At 70.2% G+C, this 19,616-nt stretch carries 15 protein-coding genes; 5 read left to right on the top strand and 10 right to left on the bottom strand.

Annotated elements, in window-relative coordinates; translation table 11 throughout:
- Positions 1-11: 11 nt before the first annotated feature.
- Positions 12-875: an NAD-dependent epimerase/dehydratase family protein gene (locus ACWD6R_RS11960; protein WP_451818571.1), complete on the top strand. Its 864-nt coding sequence runs from the start codon at positions 12-14 to the stop codon at positions 873-875.
- A 4-nt stretch (positions 876-879) separates the two neighbouring features.
- Here the strand turns inward: ACWD6R_RS11960 and ACWD6R_RS11955 are convergent, their stop codons facing one another.
- A complete protein-coding gene (locus tag ACWD6R_RS11955) occupies positions 880-1,425 on the bottom strand; it encodes a GNAT family N-acetyltransferase (RefSeq protein WP_451818570.1) in 546 nt (181 codons plus the stop codon).
- A 272-nt stretch (positions 1,426-1,697) separates the two neighbouring features.
- Here ACWD6R_RS11955 and ACWD6R_RS11950 point away from each other — a divergent pair, with 272 nt between their 5' ends.
- The gene (locus ACWD6R_RS11950; protein ID WP_451818569.1) at positions 1,698-1,850 is read left to right on the top strand and encodes a hypothetical protein; all 153 of its coding nucleotides are present in this window, start codon (positions 1,698-1,700) and stop codon (positions 1,848-1,850) included.
- A gap of 101 nt (positions 1,851-1,951) precedes the next feature.
- Here the strand turns inward: ACWD6R_RS11950 and pruA are convergent, their stop codons facing one another.
- Together pruA and ACWD6R_RS11940 are read right to left on the bottom strand one after the other, a co-directional pair.
- Positions 1,952-3,583: an L-glutamate gamma-semialdehyde dehydrogenase gene (gene pruA / locus ACWD6R_RS11945; RefSeq protein WP_451818568.1), complete on the bottom strand. Its 1,632-nt coding sequence runs from the start codon at positions 3,581-3,583 to the stop codon at positions 1,952-1,954.
- A 264-nt stretch (positions 3,584-3,847) separates the two neighbouring features.
- Entirely contained in the window at positions 3,848-4,774 is a 927-nt protein-coding gene (locus tag ACWD6R_RS11940; RefSeq protein ID WP_327244201.1) for a proline dehydrogenase family protein, read from the bottom strand.
- A gap of 183 nt (positions 4,775-4,957) precedes the next feature.
- Here ACWD6R_RS11940 and ACWD6R_RS11935 point away from each other — a divergent pair, with 183 nt between their 5' ends.
- A complete protein-coding gene (locus ACWD6R_RS11935; RefSeq protein WP_451818567.1) occupies positions 4,958-6,106 on the top strand; it encodes a PucR family transcriptional regulator in 1,149 nt (382 codons plus the stop codon).
- 114 nt (positions 6,107-6,220) lie between these two features.
- Here the strand turns inward: ACWD6R_RS11935 and ACWD6R_RS11930 are convergent, their stop codons facing one another.
- A complete protein-coding gene (locus ACWD6R_RS11930) occupies positions 6,221-6,703 on the bottom strand; it encodes a carboxymuconolactone decarboxylase family protein (RefSeq protein WP_451818566.1) in 483 nt (160 codons plus the stop codon).
- A gap of 47 nt (positions 6,704-6,750) precedes the next feature.
- On the opposite strand from ACWD6R_RS11930, the gene pdxR reads away from it, so the two are divergent.
- Complete coding sequence (gene pdxR / locus ACWD6R_RS11925) at positions 6,751-8,175, top strand: MocR-like pyridoxine biosynthesis transcription factor PdxR (protein ID WP_451818565.1); 1,425 nt, start codon at positions 6,751-6,753, stop codon at positions 8,173-8,175.
- A 509-nt stretch (positions 8,176-8,684) separates the two neighbouring features.
- Here pdxR and serA read toward each other — a convergent pair.
- The 6 genes from serA to ACWD6R_RS11895 form a co-directional block, all read right to left on the bottom strand.
- Complete coding sequence (serA, locus tag ACWD6R_RS11920; protein WP_451818564.1) at positions 8,685-10,277, bottom strand: phosphoglycerate dehydrogenase; 1,593 nt, start codon at positions 10,275-10,277, stop codon at positions 8,685-8,687.
- A 430-nt stretch (positions 10,278-10,707) separates the two neighbouring features.
- Positions 10,708-11,709 carry a ketol-acid reductoisomerase gene (gene ilvC, locus ACWD6R_RS11915; RefSeq protein WP_393303084.1) on the bottom strand — a complete coding sequence of 334 codons (1,002 nt, stop codon included), beginning with the start codon at positions 11,707-11,709 and terminating at the stop codon, positions 10,708-10,710.
- A 102-nt stretch (positions 11,710-11,811) separates the two neighbouring features.
- Positions 11,812-12,339 (bottom strand): acetolactate synthase small subunit, encoded by a 528-nt coding sequence (ilvN, locus tag ACWD6R_RS11910; protein WP_451818563.1) that lies wholly within the window; start codon positions 12,337-12,339, stop codon positions 11,812-11,814.
- 22 nt (positions 12,340-12,361) lie between these two features.
- Positions 12,362-14,218 carry an acetolactate synthase large subunit gene (locus ACWD6R_RS11905; protein WP_451818562.1) on the bottom strand — a complete coding sequence of 619 codons (1,857 nt, stop codon included), beginning with the start codon at positions 14,216-14,218 and terminating at the stop codon, positions 12,362-12,364.
- Between the two features lie 206 nt (positions 14,219-14,424).
- The gene (locus tag ACWD6R_RS11900; protein WP_451818622.1) at positions 14,425-17,262 is read right to left on the bottom strand and encodes a putative bifunctional diguanylate cyclase/phosphodiesterase; all 2,838 of its coding nucleotides are present in this window, start codon (positions 17,260-17,262) and stop codon (positions 14,425-14,427) included.
- 285 nt (positions 17,263-17,547) lie between these two features.
- The gene (locus ACWD6R_RS11895; protein ID WP_451818561.1) at positions 17,548-18,498 is read right to left on the bottom strand and encodes a 2-hydroxyacid dehydrogenase; all 951 of its coding nucleotides are present in this window, start codon (positions 18,496-18,498) and stop codon (positions 17,548-17,550) included.
- A gap of 154 nt (positions 18,499-18,652) precedes the next feature.
- Here ACWD6R_RS11895 and ACWD6R_RS11890 point away from each other — a divergent pair, with 154 nt between their 5' ends.
- The gene (locus ACWD6R_RS11890) at positions 18,653-19,609 is read left to right on the top strand and encodes an aldo/keto reductase (RefSeq protein WP_451818621.1); all 957 of its coding nucleotides are present in this window, start codon (positions 18,653-18,655) and stop codon (positions 19,607-19,609) included.
- The last annotated feature ends 7 nt before the right edge of the window (positions 19,610-19,616 follow it).

Below are 19,616 nucleotides of genomic sequence, written 5' to 3'. Positions count from 1 at the left end.
AGGAACCGATGATGCTGATTCTGGTGACGGGTGCCACGGGTGAGGTCGGCCGGCGTTTCGTACCGCGGCTGCTGCAGCGGGCCGCCCCCGGTGACACGGTGCGGGTGATCGTGCGGGACGAGGAGCAGGGTGCGCCCTTCGCGGCGCTGGGGGCCGAGGTCGTCGTCGGTGACCTGCGGGACCCGGAGGACGTACGGAAGGCGCTGGCCGGAACGGACGCGGTGGTGAACATCGCGGCGGCGTTCCGCGGGGTGCCGGACGAGGAGGCGTGGGCGGTCAACCATGCCGCCGCGGTGGCGCTGGGCCGGGCGGCCGTGGAGGCGGGCACACAGCGGTTCGTGCAGGTCGGCACGAACCTCGCGTACGGCGCGGGGCGCGGCAGGCCGCTGACGGAGGACGACGCCCCGGTGCCGGGCGGGCAGCTGTGGGGTGCGTACACCGAGTCCAAGGTGGCGGCCGAGGAGGGCCTGCTCGCGCTCCACCGCGACCACGGGCTCGATGTCCGGATCGCCGTCCTGGCCTTTGTGTACGGCGAGGGCGACCCGCACCTCGCGCAGTCGATGGCCTGGGCCGGGCAGTGGGCGGCCACGCAGCGGCTCGCGATGGTGCACCACGCGGATGTCGCGCAGGGACTGCTGCGGCTGCTGTACGCACCGGGCCCGGCGGGTCGCCGCTACAACTTCTCGGACGACGCGCCGGTGACGGCGGTGGAGTTGCACCAGCTCAACGGGGTCGCGCTGCCGGCCGAGTCGGCGGACCGGGTCGACCCCGACCCGTGGTACGGAATCATGTCGACGCTGCGGGCCAGGGACGAGCTGGGCTTCCGGCCGCTGTATCCGTCGGTGTGGACGGCGCGGGACGCGGGGGCCCTGTAGGGATCTAGAGCACGTCGCCGTCGCGCCAGTCGAAGATCAGCTTCCGGGACGGGGAGGGCAGTGGGCGGCTTCCCGCCGCCCTGACGTACGTGCTGCCCTCCTCGTCCGGCAGCAGCTCCACCCGGCTCAGCCCCTGCACGCCGATCCGCCCCTGCCACACCTGCCAGCCACGCGCCGCGTACAGGCCGGCCCCGGTGGCGGAGGCGGACAGCGCGCCGAACGCGTACGCCCCGTCGATGACGCGTTCCAGCGCAGCCATCACCCGGCCGCCGAGCCCCTCGCGGCGCCGGTCGGCGCGGACGGCCACGCCCTCGACATAGCCGATGCGGTACGAGCGGTGGGCGTGGATCACCCGGCGCTGGACGACGCTGCCGTGGGCGAGGAGACCGCTGTTGTCGCGTGCGTAGGCGTGGATGCCGCCCAGGCTGTGGTCCCAGTCGTCGTCGCTGAAGTCGCCCTCGAAAGCGGTGTCGAGGAAGGCGCGGATCCCGTCGCGGGCGGTCGGGGTCAGCTCGTAGGTGTGCGCGATGTGCCACAGCGGCTCAGTCATGGCCCCCAGCCTCTCAGGCACCTGCGCCACCAGGGAATCAGGACGCATGTGAGTAGCTTCCACGTGTCGAAGAGTTCTGCGCCGAAAGAGAGTTGGCCCCATGAACGGCCGCTACGCTCTCAAGCCCCGGTACGCGGACCGGCTCTCCGGTGTCCGCGCCGCGCTCGTCCGCCGTGAGGTGTCGCCCGACACCCTGCGCCGTCGGTGACCCTGACGGCCGCGCAGGTGCGGGAAGCCGCCGAGTTTCTGCGTACGCACCCGTTCGACAGCCTGTGGCCGAAGGCCTCCGGCCCCGTGGGCGCCAACTGGGTTGGCCGGACTCCGAGGTCCGCGAGCGGTTCGCCGGCTACCACCACGGGCTGCTGGAGTTCTACGGCAGAGCCGCCGACGCCGACCGGGCCGTCGTGAATCGGTTCCTGTACTGACGCGTACGCGCTGGTCATGGAATCCGCCCCCGTCCGGCTGGGGGGAGCCGGACGGGGGCGGGACTTGTGGCGGGGTGCGGGCGTGCCGCACCCCGAGGGCGTCAGCCCTGGTGGGGGTAGGTGTAGTCGGTCGGCGGGACCAGCGTCTCCTTGATGGCGCGGGTCAGCGTCCAGCGCTGCAGGTTCTGCGGGGCGCCCGCCTTGTCGTTCGTACCCGAGGCACGGCCGCCACCGAAGGGCTGCTGGCCGACGACGGCACCGGTCGACTTGTCGTTGATGTAGAAGTTGCCCGCGGCGTACCGCAGCTTCTCCATCGTGTGCGCGGCCGCGGCGCGGTCGTTCGCGATGACGGCCCCGGTCAGCGCGTAGTCGGAGACCGACTCCATCTGCTCCAGCATCTCGTCGTACGTGTCGTCCTCGTAGACGTGCACGGCGAGGATCGGGCCGAAGTACTCGGTCGTGAAGACCTCGTTCGAAGGGTCGCTGCACTCGATGACGGTCGGACGGACGAAGTAGCCCACGGAGTCGTCGTACGCGCCGCCCGCGATGATCGTGCAGGACGGGTCGGACTTGGCGCGGTCGATCGCGGCCTTGTTCTTGGCGAACGAGCGCTCGTCGATGACGGCACCGATGAAGTTCGACAGGTCGGTGACGTCACCCATGGTGATGGAGTCGACCTCGGCCGCGAACTTCTCCTTGAAGCCGGAGTTCCAGATGGAGGCCGGGACGTACGCGCGGGAGGAGGCCGAGCACTTCTGGCCCTGGAACTCGAAGGAGCCACGGGTCAGCGCGGTCTTCAGGATTGCGTGGTCGGCCGACGGGTGGGCGACGACGAAGTCCTTGCCGCCGGTCTCGCCGACGAGCCGCGGGTAGGTGCGGTAGTTGGCGATGTTGTTGCCGACCGTCTTCCACAGGTGCTGGAAGGTCGGGGTCGAGCCGGTGAAGTGGATACCGGCCAGGTCGCGGTGGTTCAGGGCCACCTCGGAGACGGCGATGCCGTCGCCGGTCACCAGGTTGATGCCGCCCTTGGGCAGACCGGCCTCCTCCAGGAGCTGCATCAGCAGCACCGCGGAGTGGGTCTGCGTCGGGGACGGCTTCCACACGACGACGTTGCCCATGAGGGCGGGGGCGGTGGGCAGGTTGCCCGCGATGGCCGTGAAGTTGAACGGCGTGATCGCGTAGACGAAGCCCTCCAGCGGGCGGTGGTCCATGCGGTTCCACACGCCCGGCGAGTTGGCCGGGGGCTGCTCGGCAAGGATCTGGCGCGCGTAGTGCACGTTGAAGCGCCAGAAGTCGACGAGCTCACAGGGGGTGTCGATCTCGGCCTGCTGGGCGGTCTTCGACTGGCCGAGCATCGTGGACGCGGCCAGCGTCTCGCGCCAGGGGCCGGACAGCAGCTCGGCGGCGCGCAGGATGATCGCGGCGCGGTCGTCGAAGGACATCGCCCGCCACGCCGGGGCGGCGGCAAGGGCGGCGTCGATCGCGTCCTGGGCGTCCTGCTCGGTGGCGCCGGCGAAGGTACCGATGACGGCCTTGTGGTTGTGCGGCTGCACGACGTCGAAGCGCTCGCCGCCGCCCATCCGCTTCTCGCCGCCGATGGTCATCGGCAGGTCGATCGGGTTCTCGGCGAGCTCCTTGAGCTTCACCTCCAGGCGGGCACGCTCCGGGGAGCCCGGGGCGTAGGAGTGGACCGGCTCGTTGACCGGCGCGGGGACCTGGGTCACAGCGTCCATGAGTTACCTCTTCCGAGTGAATCCCTGACTTCAGCTGAGAGGATCTGAAGTGGTGACGTACGTTGAGCAGCGGTCAGGGCTTGACCGTCACGAGCTTGCTTCGGCGGGTGAGTGAGAAGCCCCAGTGGGGCGGAGTCACGAGTTCCGTAGCTCCTTTCGGCCTTTCGGCGACGAAAGGGAACTGGGTCCGGCGCACCCGGCCGAAGAGCGGTGGCTGTCCTCATCCAGGATGCGTCCTGACACCTGAATGACGACAGCCGCCGCTCAGCCCTTGGTGAGGATGGAGCGGGCAAAGAACAGCAGGTTGGCCGGCTTCTCCGCGAGGCGGCGCATGAAGTAGCCGTACCAGTCGGTGCCGTACGCGGTGTAGACGCGCATCCGGTGCCCCTCGGCCGCGAGCCGGACGTGCTCGTCGCTGCGGATCCCGTACAGCATCTGGAACTCGTACTCGTCCAGTTTGCGCCCGGCCTTGCGTGCCAGCTCCTGGCTGATGGCAATCAGTCGCGGGTCGTGGGACCCGATCATCGGGTAGCCCTCGCCGTCCATCAGGATCTTCAGGATGCGGACGTACGCCTTGTCGATCTCGGCCTTGTCCTGGTACGCGACGGAGGCGGGCTCCTTGTAGGCGCCCTTCACGATGCGGACGCGGCTGCCTGCGGCGGCGAGGCGGCGGGCGTCCTCCTCGGTGCGGAACAGGTACGCCTGGATGACACAGCCGGTCTGCGGGTAGTCCTTCCGCAGCTCCTCGTGGATGGCGAACATCGAGTCGAGGGTGGTGTGGTCCTCGGCGTCCAGGGTGACCGTGGTGCCGATCGCCGCAGCGGCCTCGACGACGGGGCGGACGTTGGCGAGCGCCATCTCGTGGCCGCCCTCCAGCGCTTGCCCGAACATCGACAGCTTGACGGACATCTCGGCCCTGGTGCCCAGGCCGAGGTCCTTGAGGCGGTCGATCAGCTCCAGGTAGGCGTCGCGCGCGGCGGTGGCCTGCTCCGGCGTGGTGATGTCCTCGCCCACGACGTCGAGGGTGACCTCCAGACCCTTCCCGGTGGCGTCCTTGATGATCGGGACGACCTGCTCGACCGTCTCACCGGCGATGAACCGGTCGACGACCTGCTTGGTCCCCGGGGCGGCCGAAATGAATCGGCGCATCTTGTCACTGCGCGACGCAGCGAGAATCACGGGAGCCAGCACGGGGCACCTCCAACGGAAAGGTATGTACGAGGGCCGTATCGGCAGGAACTGAATCAGACCGGTACAGCACGGAGAACCACCGTGAAATCTAAGGATCTCCCCGATCCTGTGCCATCGACAGCTGTCACGCATCCATGCACTGGATCTCAGACATATGTCTGAAGTGGGTGCGAGAATGGCCGGGTGAAGGGCGATTACCAGGAGCTGGTCGACGAGATCTCCGCGCTGCTCGGCGTCCCCGCCACGCTGGAGAACCGGGACTTCGGCCTGGTCGCCTTCGGGGCGCACGACAGCGACGACGATATGGCGATGGATCCGGTCCGCACCCGGTCGATCCTGAAGCGGCGCTCCACCCCGGCGGTCCGCGCGTGGTTCGAGGGCTTCGGCATCGCCCGCGCCACCGGCCCGGTCCGGATCCCCGCTGCCCCGGAGGCGGGTGTGTTCCGGGGCCGGATCTGCCTGCCGGTACGCCATCGGGGTGTCGTGCTCGGTTACGTATGGCTGCTCGACGCGGACCCCGGGCCGACCGACGAGCAGCTGACCGCGGCGATGGACGTGGCGGCCCGGATCGGGGCGCTGCTCTCCGACGAGGCGCGGGCCGGCACGGACCTGTCACGGGAGTTCGGCGCGGTGCTCACCGCCGGGCGGGGCTGGCAGCGCGACATGGCGGTCGCCGCGCTCCGGGAGGCGCTGGGCCCGGACGCGGACGGCCTGCACACGGTGGTCTGTGTGACGCCGTGGCCGGACGAGACCCCGTCGGCCCGTACGGTGCCGTCGGCTGCGGCGCTGTCCACCGTCCCGTCACCGGCGCGGGCGGGCACCCTGTCGCTGGCAGCGCTGGTCCGGCTGCGCTCCTCCGACGTGCTCGACCCGGCTGTCACCGCCGCGGACCGGCTGCGGACCACCGCGGGCCGCACGGCGACCGCCGGAATCGGAGTCCCCCGCCGAGGCCTGCCGGAGCTGGCCTCGGCCTGGCACGAGGCCGCGGCCGCGGCCCGCGCGGCAGCCGCGGAGTCTCGCCTCGGCCCGGTCGCCGAATGGTCGGCCATCGGCCCGTACCGTCTGCTGACCTCCCTCCCGCCGACCACGGACACCGCCCCGGACCTCACCGTCCGTACGCTGCTCACCCCGCCCCACGCGGAGCTGGCCCGCACCGCCGAGGTGTTCCTCGACTGCGCGGGCCAGGCGAGCCGGACGGCGGCCGAGCTGGGCATCCACCGTCAGACGCTGTACTACCGGCTGTCCCGGGTCGAGCAGCTCACCGGCCTGGACCTCAACGACGGCGAGGACCGGCTGCTGCTGCACATGGCGCTGAAGGGTGCCCGGCTCTGAGCTCCGTGTAGGTTCCGCATGCTGATGGACAATGCCCCTGCGAGATGGACAACAGATGGGCAATTTCGCGGAGCCAGTGCTCACGAAGTCACGCTCCCTACACTCCGGCCCCGCTCAGTGCGCCACCCGCTCGTCCGTGCCGGCCACCTTGGCAGTGCTCAGTGCGATGCGGTTCCAGGTGTTGATCGTGAAGATCAGGGCGAGCAGCCCGGCCAGTTCGGCCTCCTCGAAGTGGGCGGCCGCGCGGACATAGACCTCGTCCGAGACGCCGCCCCTGGAGACCAGGGTGACGGCCTCGGTGAGGGCGAGCGCCGCCTGCTCCTTCTCCGTGAAGAAGTGCGCGGCCTCCGGCCAGACGGCGACCATGTGCAGCCGCTCCTCGCTCTCACCGGCCTTGCGGGCGTCCGTGGTGTGCATATGAAGGCAGTACGCGCATCCGTTGAGCTGGGAGGACCTGATCTGGACCAGCTCGACGAGTGCGGGGTCCAGGTTTTGGCGGGCGGCGGCGTCGAAGCCGATCAGGGCCTTGAACGCCTTCGGCGCGGCCTTGGCGAAGTTGATCCGAGGGGTGCGGGTGACTGCGTCGTTGTTCGTCATGACCACTACGCTACGGAGCCGGGCGACCTCGCGTAGGGTGCATTTTCATGGCGGAATCATGGGTCAATTCGGCGGAGCGGATCGGCAGCGACCTGCTGTTGGAGCTGACCGGTCCCGGCAGTCGCCGGACCGTTCTCATCCGTGCACTGCGGGACGCCGTACGGGAGGGCAGGCTGGCCCCGGGCACCCGGCTGCCGCCCTACCGCTCGCTCGCCGCCGACCTCGGCCTGGCCCGCAACACCGTTGCCGACGCCTATGCAGAGCTGGTCGCCGAGGGCTGGCTGACCGCCCGGCAGGGCTCCGGCACCCGGGTCGCGCACCGCGCTGCCCCGGTGGCCCCGGTCCGCGTGCCCAAGAGGGCGCCGACCCGCCCGGCCCCTCCCGTGCACAACCTCCGGCAGGGCCAGCCGGACGCGGGCTCCTTCCCCCGTACACCCTGGCTGGCCGCCTCCCGCCGCGCCGTGAACACGGCACCGAACGACGCCTTCGGGCCCGGTGATCCGCAGGGCCGGATCGAGCTGCGCCGGGCGCTGGCCGACTATCTGGCACGCGCCCGAGGGGTGCGCTGTGTGCCCGAACGGATCGTGATCTGCTCCGGCTTCGCGCACGCGCTGCGACTGCTGTTCGGCGGCGGGGTGCTGCGCGGACCGCTGGCGGTGGAGTCGTACGGGCTCGGTTTCCACCGCTCCCTGCTGGCTGCCGCCTCGGTGCGTACGGTACCGCTGACGCTCGACGAACACGGGGCACGCACCGGCGAGTTGACCGGACTGCCGGGCGTGCGGAGTGTGCTGCTCACCCCGGCCCACCAGTTCCCGACGGGTGGTCCACTGCATCCGCAGCGGCGCACGGCCACCGTCGACTGGGCGCGCACCCGCGGCGGGCTGGTCCTGGAGGACGACTACGACGGGGAGTTCCGCTACGACCGCGAACCGGTCGGCGCCCTCCAGGGGCTCGACCCGGAACGGGTCGTCCACCTCGGCTCCGTCAGCAAGAGCCTCTCCCCCGCGGTCCGGCTGGGCTGGATGGTGCTTCCCGGGCAGCTCGTCGACGCCGTACTGGCCGCCAAGGGCGAACGCGAGGGCTGGGCGAGCGTCCTGGACCAGCTCGCGCTCGCCGAGTTCATCGAGTCCGGCCACTACGACCGGCACATCCGCCGGATGCGGCAGCGCTACCGGCGCCGCCGCGACCAGCTGGTCACCGCCCTCACCGAACACGCCCCGCACATCACGCCCACCGGCATCGCGGCAGGTCTGCACGCCGTTCTGCGGCTGCCGCCCGGCACCGAGCGCTCCACCGTCAAGGCCGCGGCCTGGCAGGGGCTCGCTCTGGACCCGCTCGCCGACTTCCGGCATCCGGCCGCCACGATGCCCGCCGAGGACGGCCTGGTCGTGGGCTATGCGACGCCGCCGGACCATGCGTACCCCGCGGCCCTGGAGGCACTGTGCCGGGCCCTTCCGCCGCCCTCCGTCTGAGAGCCTGTCGGTGACCTCTGATCGGGCGGCCACGCCCTGGCACGCACGCTTCCCGCGTTGCCGAAATGCCCTAGTAGCTCCTTCCCCAAGCTCTCAGCTTCGTTCGAGCAGGGGAGACCCCATCCGATGACCTTCCAGCGCCTTGGAATCGCACGCACCAGACCGCGTCCGCTTTCCGATCGAAGGTCACCCGACAGGCTCTGACCGGGCCCGCGCATGACCGGGCCGGGCCCGTGGGGGACGGACCCGCCGCCGCCCCTGGCGCTGGGCGCCTTGCTGGCGATGCCGTCCACGCCTCCGGTCCTCCTGAGGCCGTCCGTCAGATCCTGCGGCGACGGCGCGGTCGCCTCGACGGCGCGGGCCGTCGTCCGCCCGGAACCCTTCTCCGGCAGGCAGCGCTCGGCGCCTTCGGGCGGACTCTCACGGCGCCCCACGACAGCAGCGCACCCGGTATGCAGACGTCCGTTCAGGACGCCCGTATGCCGGGTGCGGCTGAGAAGGCGGCAGAATCAGTCGGTGAGGTTCACCGAACGGGCCGAGGTCGCGCCGATCTCCTCGGCGATCTCGCTGAGCACCGTCTGCGGGACGTTGTCGTCGACGGTGAGCACGACCAACGCCTCGCCGCCCACATCCGCGCGCGAGACCTGCATGCCCGCGATGTTCAGCCCGGCCTCGCCGAGGATCTTGCCGACCGTGCCGACGACACCGGGACGGTCCTCGTAACTCAGGACGACCATGTGGTCGGCGAGCGCCAGGTCCACATCGTGCTCACCGATCGCGACGATCTTCTGCAGGTGCTTGGGTCCGGCCAGCGTGCCGGAGACCGCGACCTCCTCGCCGTCGGCGAGCGTGCCACGGACGGTCACCACATTGCGGTGGTCCGGCGACTCGGAGCTGGTGGTGAGGCGGACCTCGACACCGCGCTCCTGGGCGAAGAGCGGGGCGTTGACGTAGGACACGGTCTCGTCGACGACGTCCTCGAAGACACCCTTGAGCGCGGAGAGCTCGAGCACCTTCACGTCGTGCTGGGTGATCTCGCCGTACACCTCGACGTCGAGGCGGGCCGCGACCTCGCCCGCGAGCGCGGTGAAGATACGGCCGAGCTTCTCGGCGAGGGGGAGCCCGGGACGTACGTCCTGGGCGATGACGCCGCCCTGGACGTTGACCGCGTCCGGCACGAGCTCACCGGCCAGCGCGAGGCGCACGGACTTGGCGACCGCGATGCCCGCCTTCTCCTGGGCCTCGTCGGTGGAGGCGCCGAGGTGCGGGGTGCAGACGACCTGGTCGAACTGGAACAGCGGGGAGTCCGTGCAGGGCTCCTTCGTGTACACGTCCAGACCGGCGCCGGCGACGCGGCCCTCCTTGAGGGCGGAGGCGAGCGCCTCCTCGTCGACGATGCCACCGCGCGCGGCGTTGACGATCCGTACCGAGGGCTTCACCTTGTGCAGCGCCTCGTGGCCGATCAGGCCGAGCGTCTCGGGGGTCTTGGGCAGGTGCACGGTGATGAAGTCGGAGACTTCGAGCAGCTCGTCCAGCGCGAGGAGCTTGACGCCCATCTGCGCGGCGCGGGCCGGCTGCACGTAGGGGTCGTACGCGACGATCTTCATGCCGAAGGCCGACATGCGCTGCGCGACCAGGACACCGATGCGGCCGAGGCCGACGACACCGAGGGTCTTCTCGCTCAGCTCGACGCCGGTGTACTTGGAGCGCTTCCACTCGCCCTTCTTGAGGGCGGTGTTGGCCTGGGGGATGTTGCGCGCGGTGGCGACCAGCAGACCGCAGGCCAGCTCGGCGGCAGTGACGATGTTGGAGGTCGGGGCGTTGACGACCATCACGCCGGCCTTGGTGGCCGCGGACACGTCGACATTGTCCAGACCGACGCCCGCGCGGGCGACGACCTTCAGCTTCTTCGCGGCGGCGATGGCCTCGGCGTCGACCTTGGTGGCGGAACGCACCAGGATGGCGTCGACATCGGCGATCGCGGGGAGGAGCTCGGCGCGGTCCGCGCCGTTGCAGTGCCGGATGTCGAAGTCCGGGCCCAGGGCGTCAACCGTGGCAGGCGACAGCTCTTCAGCGATGAGTACGACAGGTTTCGAGCTCACGTGAGTCCTCACAGGTCCAGTGCGGACGGCCGTCCCGACGGCCGCAGGCGGTGGAGGTGCTTGCCGCGTGGAAGACGCACGACACTGTGGGCCTGACGCGTGTATGTGCAGAAGTGTAGTCATGCGCGAGGGCGCATTCTGTGCCCCGTTGGAAGGATCACCCACACGGGGCTGGACGACTTGTACACACGTACGACGCCGCTTCTTCCAGCGGTGTTGCGATGGATACGCCGCGGGGCGGGTCCGAAGACCCGCCCCGCGGCGAAGGCCTTGGACCGACCGGCAATTGGGGGGTGGGTGAAGGAGCGGGGCCGGGGTGCGTGCCTCGCAAGGCGGAGGATCGAGCCATGGCGGAGCCATGGTGATGGACGACAACGCCGCGAGGTGCGTGCCCCAGCCCCGTGACGCCGCCCCCCATTGCCGGTCGGTCTTACGCGTCCTCGTCGTTGACCCAGCTCATGAGCTTGCGCAGCTCACGGCCGGTGGTCTCCAGCAGGTGGTCGCTGTCGGCCTTCTTGTACTCGTTGTACTTGGGCAGACCGTTGTGGTACTCGGCCATCCAGTTCTTGGCGAAGGTGCCGTCCTGGATCTCGGCGAGGACCTTCTTCATCTCGGCCTTGGTGGCGTCCGTGATGATCCGCGGGCCGGTGACGTAGTCGCCCCACTCGGCAGTCTCCGAGATGGACCAGCGCATCTTCTCCAGGCCACCCTCGTACATGAGGTCGACGATGAGCTTCAGCTCGTGGAGGCACTCGAAGTACGCGATCTCCGGCTGGTAGCCGGCCTCGGTCAGGGTCTCGAAACCGGCCTTGACCAGAGCGGCGGTGCCACCGCAGAGGACGGCCTGCTCACCGAACAGGTCGGTCTCGGTCTCCTCGGTGAAGGTCGTCTTGATGACGCCGGCGCGGGTGCCGCCGATGCCCTTCGCGTACGAGAGGGCGAGCGCCAGACCGTTGCCCGAGGCGTCCTGCTCGACGGCCACGATGCACGGAACGCCACGGCCCTCCTCGTACTGACGGCGGACCAGGTGGCCCGGGCCCTTCGGGGCGACCATGCAGACGTCGACGTTGGCCGGCGGCTTGATGAAGTCGAACCGGATGTTCAGACCGTGGCCGAAGAACAGCGCGTCGCCGTCCTTGAGGTTGTCCTTGATGGACTCCTCGTAGACCTGGGCCTGGATCGGGTCCGGGACGAGGATCATGATGACGTCGGCCTCGGCGGCGGCCTGAGACGGGGTCACCACGCGCAGGCCCTGCTCCTCGGCCTTGGCCTTGGACTTGGAGCCCTCGTGCAGACCCACACGGACGTCGACACCCGAGTCACGCAGCGACAGCGCGTGGGCGTGGCCCTGGCTGCCGTAGCCGATGACCGCGACCTTGCGGCCCTGGATGATGGACAGGTCGGCATCGTCGTCGTAGAACAGCTCGGCCACTGGGTCTTCTCCTTGGTGTGCAGGTGTTGCGTCCCACCGTACGGCGGGGTGCGTCAGAAACGTTTTCGGGTCTCGCCATGCGAGCGGCGAGGGGGGTGACGGCTAGGCCGAACGGTCGAGTGCGCGCAGGGAACGGTCGGTGATCGAGCGCGCGCCGCGCCCTATGGCGATGGTGCCGGACTGAACGAGCTCCTTGATGCCGTACTGCTCCAGCATCTTGAGCATGGCCTCCAGCTTGTCGGCGCCGCCGGTCGCCTCGATCGTGACGGCCTCCGGAGAGACGTCCACGGTCTTGGCGCGGAACAGCTGAACGATCTCGACGATCTGGGAGCGGGTCTCGTTGTCGGCGCGGACCTTCACCAGGACGAGCTCACGCTGGATCGCAGCGGAGGGCTCGAGTTCGACGATCTTCAGTACGTTGACCAGCTTGTTGAGCTGCTTGGTCACCTGCTCGAGGGGCAGGTCCTCGACACTCACGACGATGGTGATGCGGGAGATGTCGGGATGCTCGGTGGTACCGACCGCGAGTGAGTCGATATTGAAGCCGCGGCGGGAGAACAGGGCCGTGATCCGGGCGAGGACACCGGGCTTGTTCTCGACCAGGACGGAGAGCGTGTGCTTGCTGGACATGGAGTCGGTCTCTCTCTGTCTCTCAGTCGTCTTCGTTGTCGCCGAAGTCGGGGCGGACACCGCGGGCGGCCATGACCTCGTCGTTGGAGGTGCCGGCGGCGACCATCGGCCAGACCATGGCGTCCTCGTGGACGATGAAGTCGATCACGACGGGGCGGTCGTTGATGGAGTTGGCCTCGGCGATGACCTTGTCCAGGTCGGCCGGGTCCTCGCAGCGGATCGCGTAGCAGCCCATGGCCTCGGACAGCTTGACGAAGTCCGGGACCCTGGTGCCCTTCGCCGGGGTGCCCTCGGTGTCGGCGCCGGAGTGCAGCACGGTGTTGGAGTACCGCTGGTTGTAGAACAGGGTCTGCCACTGGCGGACCATCCCGAGCGCGCCGTTGTTGATGACCGCGACCTTGATCGGGATGTTGTTGAGCGCGCAGGTGGTCAGTTCCTGATTGGTCATCTGGAAGCAGCCGTCGCCGTCGATCGCCCAGACCGTACGGTCCGGCATGCCGGCCTTCGCGCCCATCGCGGCCGGGACCGCGTAGCCCATCGTTCCGGCGCCGCCGGAGTTCAGCCAGGTGGCGGGCTTCTCGTACTGGATGAAGTGCGAGGCCCACATCTGGTGCTGGCCGACGCCCGCCGCGAAGATCGTGTCCTCGGGGGCCAGTTCGCCGATGCGCTGGATGACCTGCTGCGGCGAGAGGCTGCCGTCCTCCGGCAGGTCGTAGCCGACGGGGTAGGTCTCGCGCCAGCGGTTGAGGTCCTTCCACCAGGCGGAGTAGTCGCCGACGTGCCCGTCGGTGTGCTCGGCCTGGACCGCCTGGACGAGGTCGGCGATGACCTCGCGGGCGTCACCGACGATCGGCACGTCGGCGGCGCGGTTCTTGCCGATCTCCGCCGGGTCGATGTCTGCGTGGACGATCTTTGCGTACGGGGCGAAGCCGTCCAGCTTGCCGGTGACGCGGTCGTCGAAACGGGCTCCGAGGGCGACGATCAGGTCGGCCTTCTGCAGCGCGGTGACGGCGGTGACCGCACCGTGCATACCCGGCATTCCTACGTGCAGCGGGTGGCTGTCGGGGAACGAACCAAGCGCCATCAGGGTGGTGGTGACGGGCGCTCCGGTGAGCTCGGCGAGCACCTTCAGTTCGGCGGTGGCGCCGGCCTTCATGACGCCGCCGCCGACGTACAGCACAGGACGCTTGGCCTGGGTGATGAGCCGGGCGGCCTCGCGGATCTGCTTGGCGTGCGGCTTGGTGACCGGGCGGTAGCCGGGCAGGTCCTGGGTCGGCGGCCAGCTGAACGTGGTCTGTGCCTGCAGTGCGTCCTTGGCGATGTCGACGAGGACGGGGCCCGGACGGCCGGTGGAGGCGATGTGGAAGGCCTCGGCGATCGTGTGCGGGATGTCCTCGGCGCGGGTGACCAGGAAGTTGTGCTTGGTGACCGGCATCGTGATGCCGCAGATGTCGGCCTCCTGGAAGGCGTCCGTACCGATCGCCTTCGAGGCGACCTGGCCGGTGATCGCGACCAGCGGGACGGAGTCCATGTGCGCGTCGGCGATCGGGGTGACCAGGTTGGTGGCGCCGGGGCCCGAGGTGGCCATGCAGACACCGACCTTGCCGGTGGCCTGCGCGTAGCCGGTGGCGGCGTGGCCCGCACCCTGCTCGTGGCGGACCAGCACATGACGGACCCGGGTGGAGTCCATCATCGGGTCGTACGCCGGAAGGATGGCACCGCCGGGAATGCCGAATACCGTGTCGGCCCCCACTTCCTCAAGAGACCGGATGAGGGACTGCGCACCCGTGACGTACTCAACGGTGGCGGGGGACGATCCGCCGCTACGGGCCCGCGGCTGGGGATGGTGGGCCCCGGTGGCCTGCTCGGTCATCGGCATTCTCTTCTCGAAGCTGAGGGTTTTTGCGGGGTTTTGGGGTGTGCCGGTGCAACAAAAAACCCCTCGTGCCGTGAGGCAAGCGAGGGGAGCGCGTCGGTGTGGTCTGCAGAGTGCCAACGGGGGACTCTGCTTCAGCCGACGCGCTTTCCAAGTACGAGAATTCGGGTGCGCATGGCATTGACCCTCTCTCCGACGCGCCCAACGTGTCAAGTTGGTGGGATGGACGTCTCACCATGTGAGCCGCTGAGGAGTGGGATCGAGCCGCCTGCCAGGACGGGCTGTGCAACCGGGCCACCGGGCACCGGGAACTCGCCGCAGGCCAGTGCGCGGCGCAGCCGGTACTCGTCCAGCGGCCCCGAGAAGGCCATTCCCTGCCCGTGCGTACAGCCCATGGCGCGCAGCGCGAGGACCTGCTCCGGTACGTCGACACCGTCGGCGACGGACTGCAGGCCGAGGTCGCAGGCGATCCTCAGCAGCCCGCTGGTGATCTTGTGCAGCCGGGCCGATTCCACGACGCCCTCGACGAGACCGCGGTCCAGTTTCAGTACGTCGATGGGGAGCCGGCGCAGCGCGTTGATCGCGGCGTAACCGCTGCCGAAGCCGTCGAGCGCGATCCGTACGCCGAGCCGACGCAGCGCGACGAGGCGCTGTTCGAGCTCGTCGAAGGAGACCCGGGGGTCGCTGTCGGAGACCTCGATCATCAGCGCCCCTGAGGGCAGGCTGTAGCGGGTAAGGAGGGCCTCGACGGAACCGAACGGCATCGCCTTGTCCAGCAGTCTGCGGGCGGAGAGCCGGACGGCCACGGAGACGTGGTGCCCGGCCCTGGCCCGGTCCGCGGCCTGCTCGACGGCCTCTTCGAGGAGCCAGCGGCCGAGCTCGGCGGTGCGGTCGCTGCCCTCGGCAACACGGAGGAACTCGGCGGGGGTGAAAAGGATGCCCTGGGCTGAGCGCCAGCGGGCCTGCGCGGCGACAGCGGCGACATTGCCGGTGGCGAGATGGATCACGGGCTGGTGGAGCAGGGCGAACTCGCCGTCCCGCAGGGCGGTGCGCAGCCGGGCCGCGAGCTCCGAGCGGCGTACCACGTCCGCCTGCATCTGCGGGGCGTACAGCTCGACGCGGTCCTTGCCGCCCGCCTTGGCCCGGTACATGGCGAGATCGGCGTTGCGCATGAGGTCGGTGGGGGTGATGGCGGGCTCGGCGAAGGCGACGCCGATGGAGGCGGCGACGCGGACCTCGCCTCCGCCGATCCGGTAGGGCCGGGAGAGCGTGAGGCGCAGCCGGTCGGCGATCTCGTGGACCTGGTACTCACGCGCCGACTGGTCACGGGGGCCGCCGCCGAGGATCAGCGCCGCGAACTCGTCGCCGCCGAGGCGGGCGGCGGTGTCCCCCACCCGTACGGACTCCTGGAGGCGGCGGGCGGCCTGGATGAGCAGCTCGTCGCCCGCCTGATGGCCCAGCCGGTCGTTGACCGCCTTGAAGCCGTCGAGGTCGATGAAGAGCACCGCGGTGCCGGGGTCGCCGGAGCGGCGGCCACCGAGGGCCTGCCGGACCCGGTCGGTGAACAGGGCGCGGTTGGGCAGGTCGGTGAGCGGGTCGTGCTCGGCGTTGTGCTGCAGCTGGGCCTGGAGCCGGACCCGTTCGGTCACGTCCCGGCTGTTGAGGATCAGCCCACCCTGGTGGCGGTTGACGGTGGACTCGACATTGAGCCAGTCACCGGTGCCGGACCTGAACCGGCACTCGATCCGGGTGGTGGGTTCCTCGCTGGGCGGGGCGGCCAGGAACCGCCGCACCTCGTGGACCACGCGCCCCAGGTCCTCGGGATGGATGATCGAGGCGAGCTCGGCGCCGATCAGGTCGTCGGCCTCGCGCCCGTACACCCCGGAGGCGGCGGGGCTGACGTACCGGAGTATGCCGGTGGGTGCGGCGATCATGATGACATCGCTGGAGCCCTGGACCAGGGAGCGGAAGTGGTTCTCCTTCTGCGCCAGCTCCTGGGTGAGGGCGATGTTGTCGACGAGCATGATGCCCTGCCGGACGACCAGGGCGAGCACCACCGTGCACCCGGTGAACACCACGACGCGGTCCACCCTGCGGCCCTCGATGACGTTGTAGAGGATGCCGAGGGTGCAGACGGCTGCGGCGAGATACGGCGTCAGGGCGGCCAGCGAACCGGCGATCGGGCGGCTGGTGGTACGCGCGGCGGGGCGCTGCTGGACAGCGTTGTCCGATGCCCGGTTCGCACCCCAGGGGGCGTACGCGAGGAGCAGCGACCCGGCGAACCAGCCGGCGTCCAGCAACTGGCCGGAGTGGTAGGTCTGGCGGAGCAGCGGCGAGGCGAACAGCGCGTCCGACAGGACGGTCAGGGCGAGCGCGGCGATGGCGGTGTTCACCGCGGAGCGGTTGACGTTGGACCGCCGGAAGTGCAGGGCGAGGACCATGGAGACCAGCACGATGTCGAGCAGCGGATAGGCCAGCGAGAGCGCCACGCGGGCCACGCTCGTCCCCCCGGCGTCCGCGAGGTGCGCGGTGTGGGCGAGGGCGAGGCTCCAGGACAGGGTCAGGAGCGATCCGCCGATCAGCCAGGAGTCCAGTACGAGACAGACCCAGCCGGCCCGGGTGGCGGGGCGTTTGGCGAGGACGAGCAGTCCGACGATCGCGGGCGGGGCGAAGCAGAGGTAGAAGACGTCGGCGAGGGACGGGGTGGGCACCGGGAGCCCGAGCACGACCTCGTACCACCCCCAGACGGCGTTTCCCCCGGCGGCCATCAGCGAGGAGAGCGAGAACAGCAGCCATGCGGGCCGGAAGCGGTTCTCCGCGGCGCGCGCGTAGAGGAAGCAGGAGACAGCCGCGATCAGGGCGGCACCGCTGAGGCCGAAGTCACCCATGACGAGTGCCAGTTCGGACGAGCCCCAGCCCAGGGCCGCCCCCACGGCGTAACCTCCGCAGACCAGGCCGAGGAGGAGCTGCGAGATCAGCCCGGAGGCCCCGCCGACGGCCGGCTGCCGGGAGAGGAGCGCCCCGAGTGCGCTCGCCGGGGCGCTCACCGGGGTGCCCCCGATGTCATCGGATGGGCGCGGGCCCGGCGGGGTGGCCGGCCCGGCGGTCGCCGTCGACCGCCCTGTCGCGTCGGATCGTTCGTCCATCGGCCATACATCGCCCGTCGCCCCCCTCGCGTTCCGCTGCCACCCCGGTGCCGCCCCTTCCACAACGCAGCCCCCCATCCGGGACGATACACCAGACTCGTCACACAGCGACATAGCCCCTCTACTCTCCGTGACGATCTGGGGAGTTGTCGACACGGTGTGCTGTGGAACGGATCCGCAGCGTGGTCAGCCAGTGGTGAGTACGACGTTCTGCACCGGCTCCCCCGCTGCGAACCGGGTGAGCTGGCCGGCCAGCAGGCGCTTGGCACGCGGCCGGAATGCCGAGGTGCTGCCTCCCACATGCGGCGTGATCAGGACGTTCGGAGCATGCCAGAGGGGATGGCCGGCGGGCAGCGGTTCGGGGTCGGTGACATCGAGGGCGGCGCGCAGCCGGCCGGACTCGAGTTCGGACAGCAGAGCCTTGGTGTCCACGACGCCGCCGCGCGCGACGTTCACGAGCAGCGCGCCGTCCGCCATCGCGGCCAGGAAGTCGGCGCCCACCAGCCCTTGCGTGGAGGCGTTCAGCGGAGTGGACAGGACGACGATGTCGGCCTCGGGCAGCAGTGCGGGCAGGTCGTCGAGCGTGTGAACGGGGCCGCGCGCAGTTGTCCGTGCGGAGCGCGCGACGCGCGCCACCCGCGCGCACTCGAAGGGCACGAGCCGGTCCTCGATGGCGGCGCCGATCGATCCGTACCCCACGATCAGTACGGACCTGTCCGCGAGGGCCGGGTAGAAACCGGAACGCCACTCCTCCTTGTCCTGTCCGTGGACGAATCCGGGGAAGCCGCGCAGCGAGGCGAGGATCAGGGCGAGGGTGAGCTCCGCCGTCGAGGCCTCGTGGACGCCCTTGGCGTTGCACAGCCGCACCCCGGCGGGCAACTGCCCGAGCCCCGGCTGGACATGGTCGATGCCCGCGGAGAGCGTCTGCACGACCTGCACGGCCCCCATCCCGGCGAGCGGGCGGACCGCGATCTCCGGGCCCTTCATGTAGGGAACAACGTAGAAGGCACAGTCCGCGGGATCGGCGGGGAAGTCCTGCGCGCCGTCCCAGAACCGGTAGTTGAGACCCTTGGGGAGCCCTTCGATCTCGTCGGCCGGAATCGGCAGCCATACGTCGGGAGTCTTCGTAGAAGTCATGGTCAGGAGGCTATGCGAAGCCCGGCGGGCGGCAGAGGTTACTTTTGGGTGCGGTGCGGTCCCCTGACGGCGGGGCCGAGTGCCTCGCCGGGCGGGGTACCAAGGAGGGTTCGGGGAGTTGGAGCGCAGGAGTCTCGGGGCGGCGGCGCTCGCCATGGGTGCGGTCGGACTCGGCTGCATGCCTATGAGCTGGGCGTACAGCGCGTCGCAGCAGCGTGGTGACCGTGCGTTGCGGGCGGTGCACGCCGCGCTCGACGCGGGTGTCGACCTGCTCGACACGGCCGACATGTACGGCCCCTTCACCAATGAGCTTCTGATCGGCAGGGCGCTGAAGGGGCGCCGGGACGAGGCGTTCATCTCCACCAAGTGCGGGCTGCTGGTGGGCGATCAGCACATCGTGGCCAATGGCCGTCCCGGCTATGTACGCCGGGCCTGTGACGCGTCGCTGCGCCGGCTGCAGACCGATGTGATCGATCTGTACCACCTGCACCGGGCCGACCCCGAGGTGCCGGTGGAGGAGACCTGGGGGGCGATGGCGGAGCTGGTCACCGCGGGGAAGGTGCGGGCGCTCGGGCTGAGTGCGGTCGGGGCACGGGCCTCGCGCCGGCCGGGGGCGCGGATGCATGACGGAACGATCCGGCAGCTGGAGCGGGTGCAGCAGGTCTTTCCGGTGAGCGCGGTCCAGGCGGAACTCTCGGTGTGGTCGCCGGAGGCGCTGGACGCGCTGCTGCCGTGGTGCGAGGCGCGGGCTGTGGGTCTGCTGGCTGCGATGCCGCTGGGGAACGGCTATCTGACGGGCACGCTGACGCCGGGCCAGGGCTTCGAGCCGGACGATCTGCGGGCCAGACATCCGCGGTTCACCGCCGAGATGATGGCGGCGAACCAGCCGCTGGTGGTGGGACTGCGCCGGATCGCCGAGCGGCACGGGGCGACTCCGGCCCAGGTGGCGCTGGCCTGGGTGCTGCGGCAGGGCCCGCATGTGGTGCCGGTGCCGGGCACGAAGCGGGAGCAGTGGGCGGTGGAGAACGCGGGGGCGGCCGGGCTGGAGCTGACGGCGCAGGATCTGGCCGAGATCGCGCGGTTGCCGCGGGCGCGGGGGTCGTGGGACTGAGGGCGGG

Source organism: Streptomyces sp. NPDC005151 (assembly GCF_053599875.1).
This window is presented reverse-complemented; position numbering and strand designations above follow the sequence as displayed.

Excerpts from the sequence above, each read along its gene's own strand:
- ACWD6R_RS11960 (WP_451818571.1), top strand. The coding sequence starts at position 12 with ATGCTGATTCTGGTGACGGGTGCCACGGGTGAGGTCGGCCGGCGTTTC.
- pruA (WP_451818568.1), bottom strand. The coding sequence starts at position 3,583 with ATGGACGCTGTGACCCAGGTCCCCGCGCCGGTCAACGAGCCGGTCCAC.
- ACWD6R_RS11955 (WP_451818570.1), bottom strand. The coding sequence starts at position 1,425 with ATGACTGAGCCGCTGTGGCACATCGCGCACACCTACGAGCTGACCCCG.
- ACWD6R_RS11895 (WP_451818561.1), bottom strand. The coding sequence starts at position 18,498 with ATGACTTCTACGAAGACTCCCGACGTATGGCTGCCGATTCCGGCCGAC.
- ilvN (WP_451818563.1), bottom strand. The coding sequence starts at position 12,339 with ATGTCCAGCAAGCACACGCTCTCCGTCCTGGTCGAGAACAAGCCCGGT.
- ACWD6R_RS11930 (WP_451818566.1), bottom strand. The coding sequence starts at position 6,703 with ATGACGAACAACGACGCAGTCACCCGCACCCCTCGGATCAACTTCGCC.
- ACWD6R_RS11890 (WP_451818621.1), top strand. The coding sequence starts at position 18,653 with ATGGGTGCGGTCGGACTCGGCTGCATGCCTATGAGCTGGGCGTACAGC.
- ACWD6R_RS11905 (WP_451818562.1), bottom strand. The coding sequence starts at position 14,218 with ATGCCGATGACCGAGCAGGCCACCGGGGCCCACCATCCCCAGCCGCGG.
- pdxR (WP_451818565.1), top strand. The coding sequence starts at position 6,751 with ATGGCGGAATCATGGGTCAATTCGGCGGAGCGGATCGGCAGCGACCTG.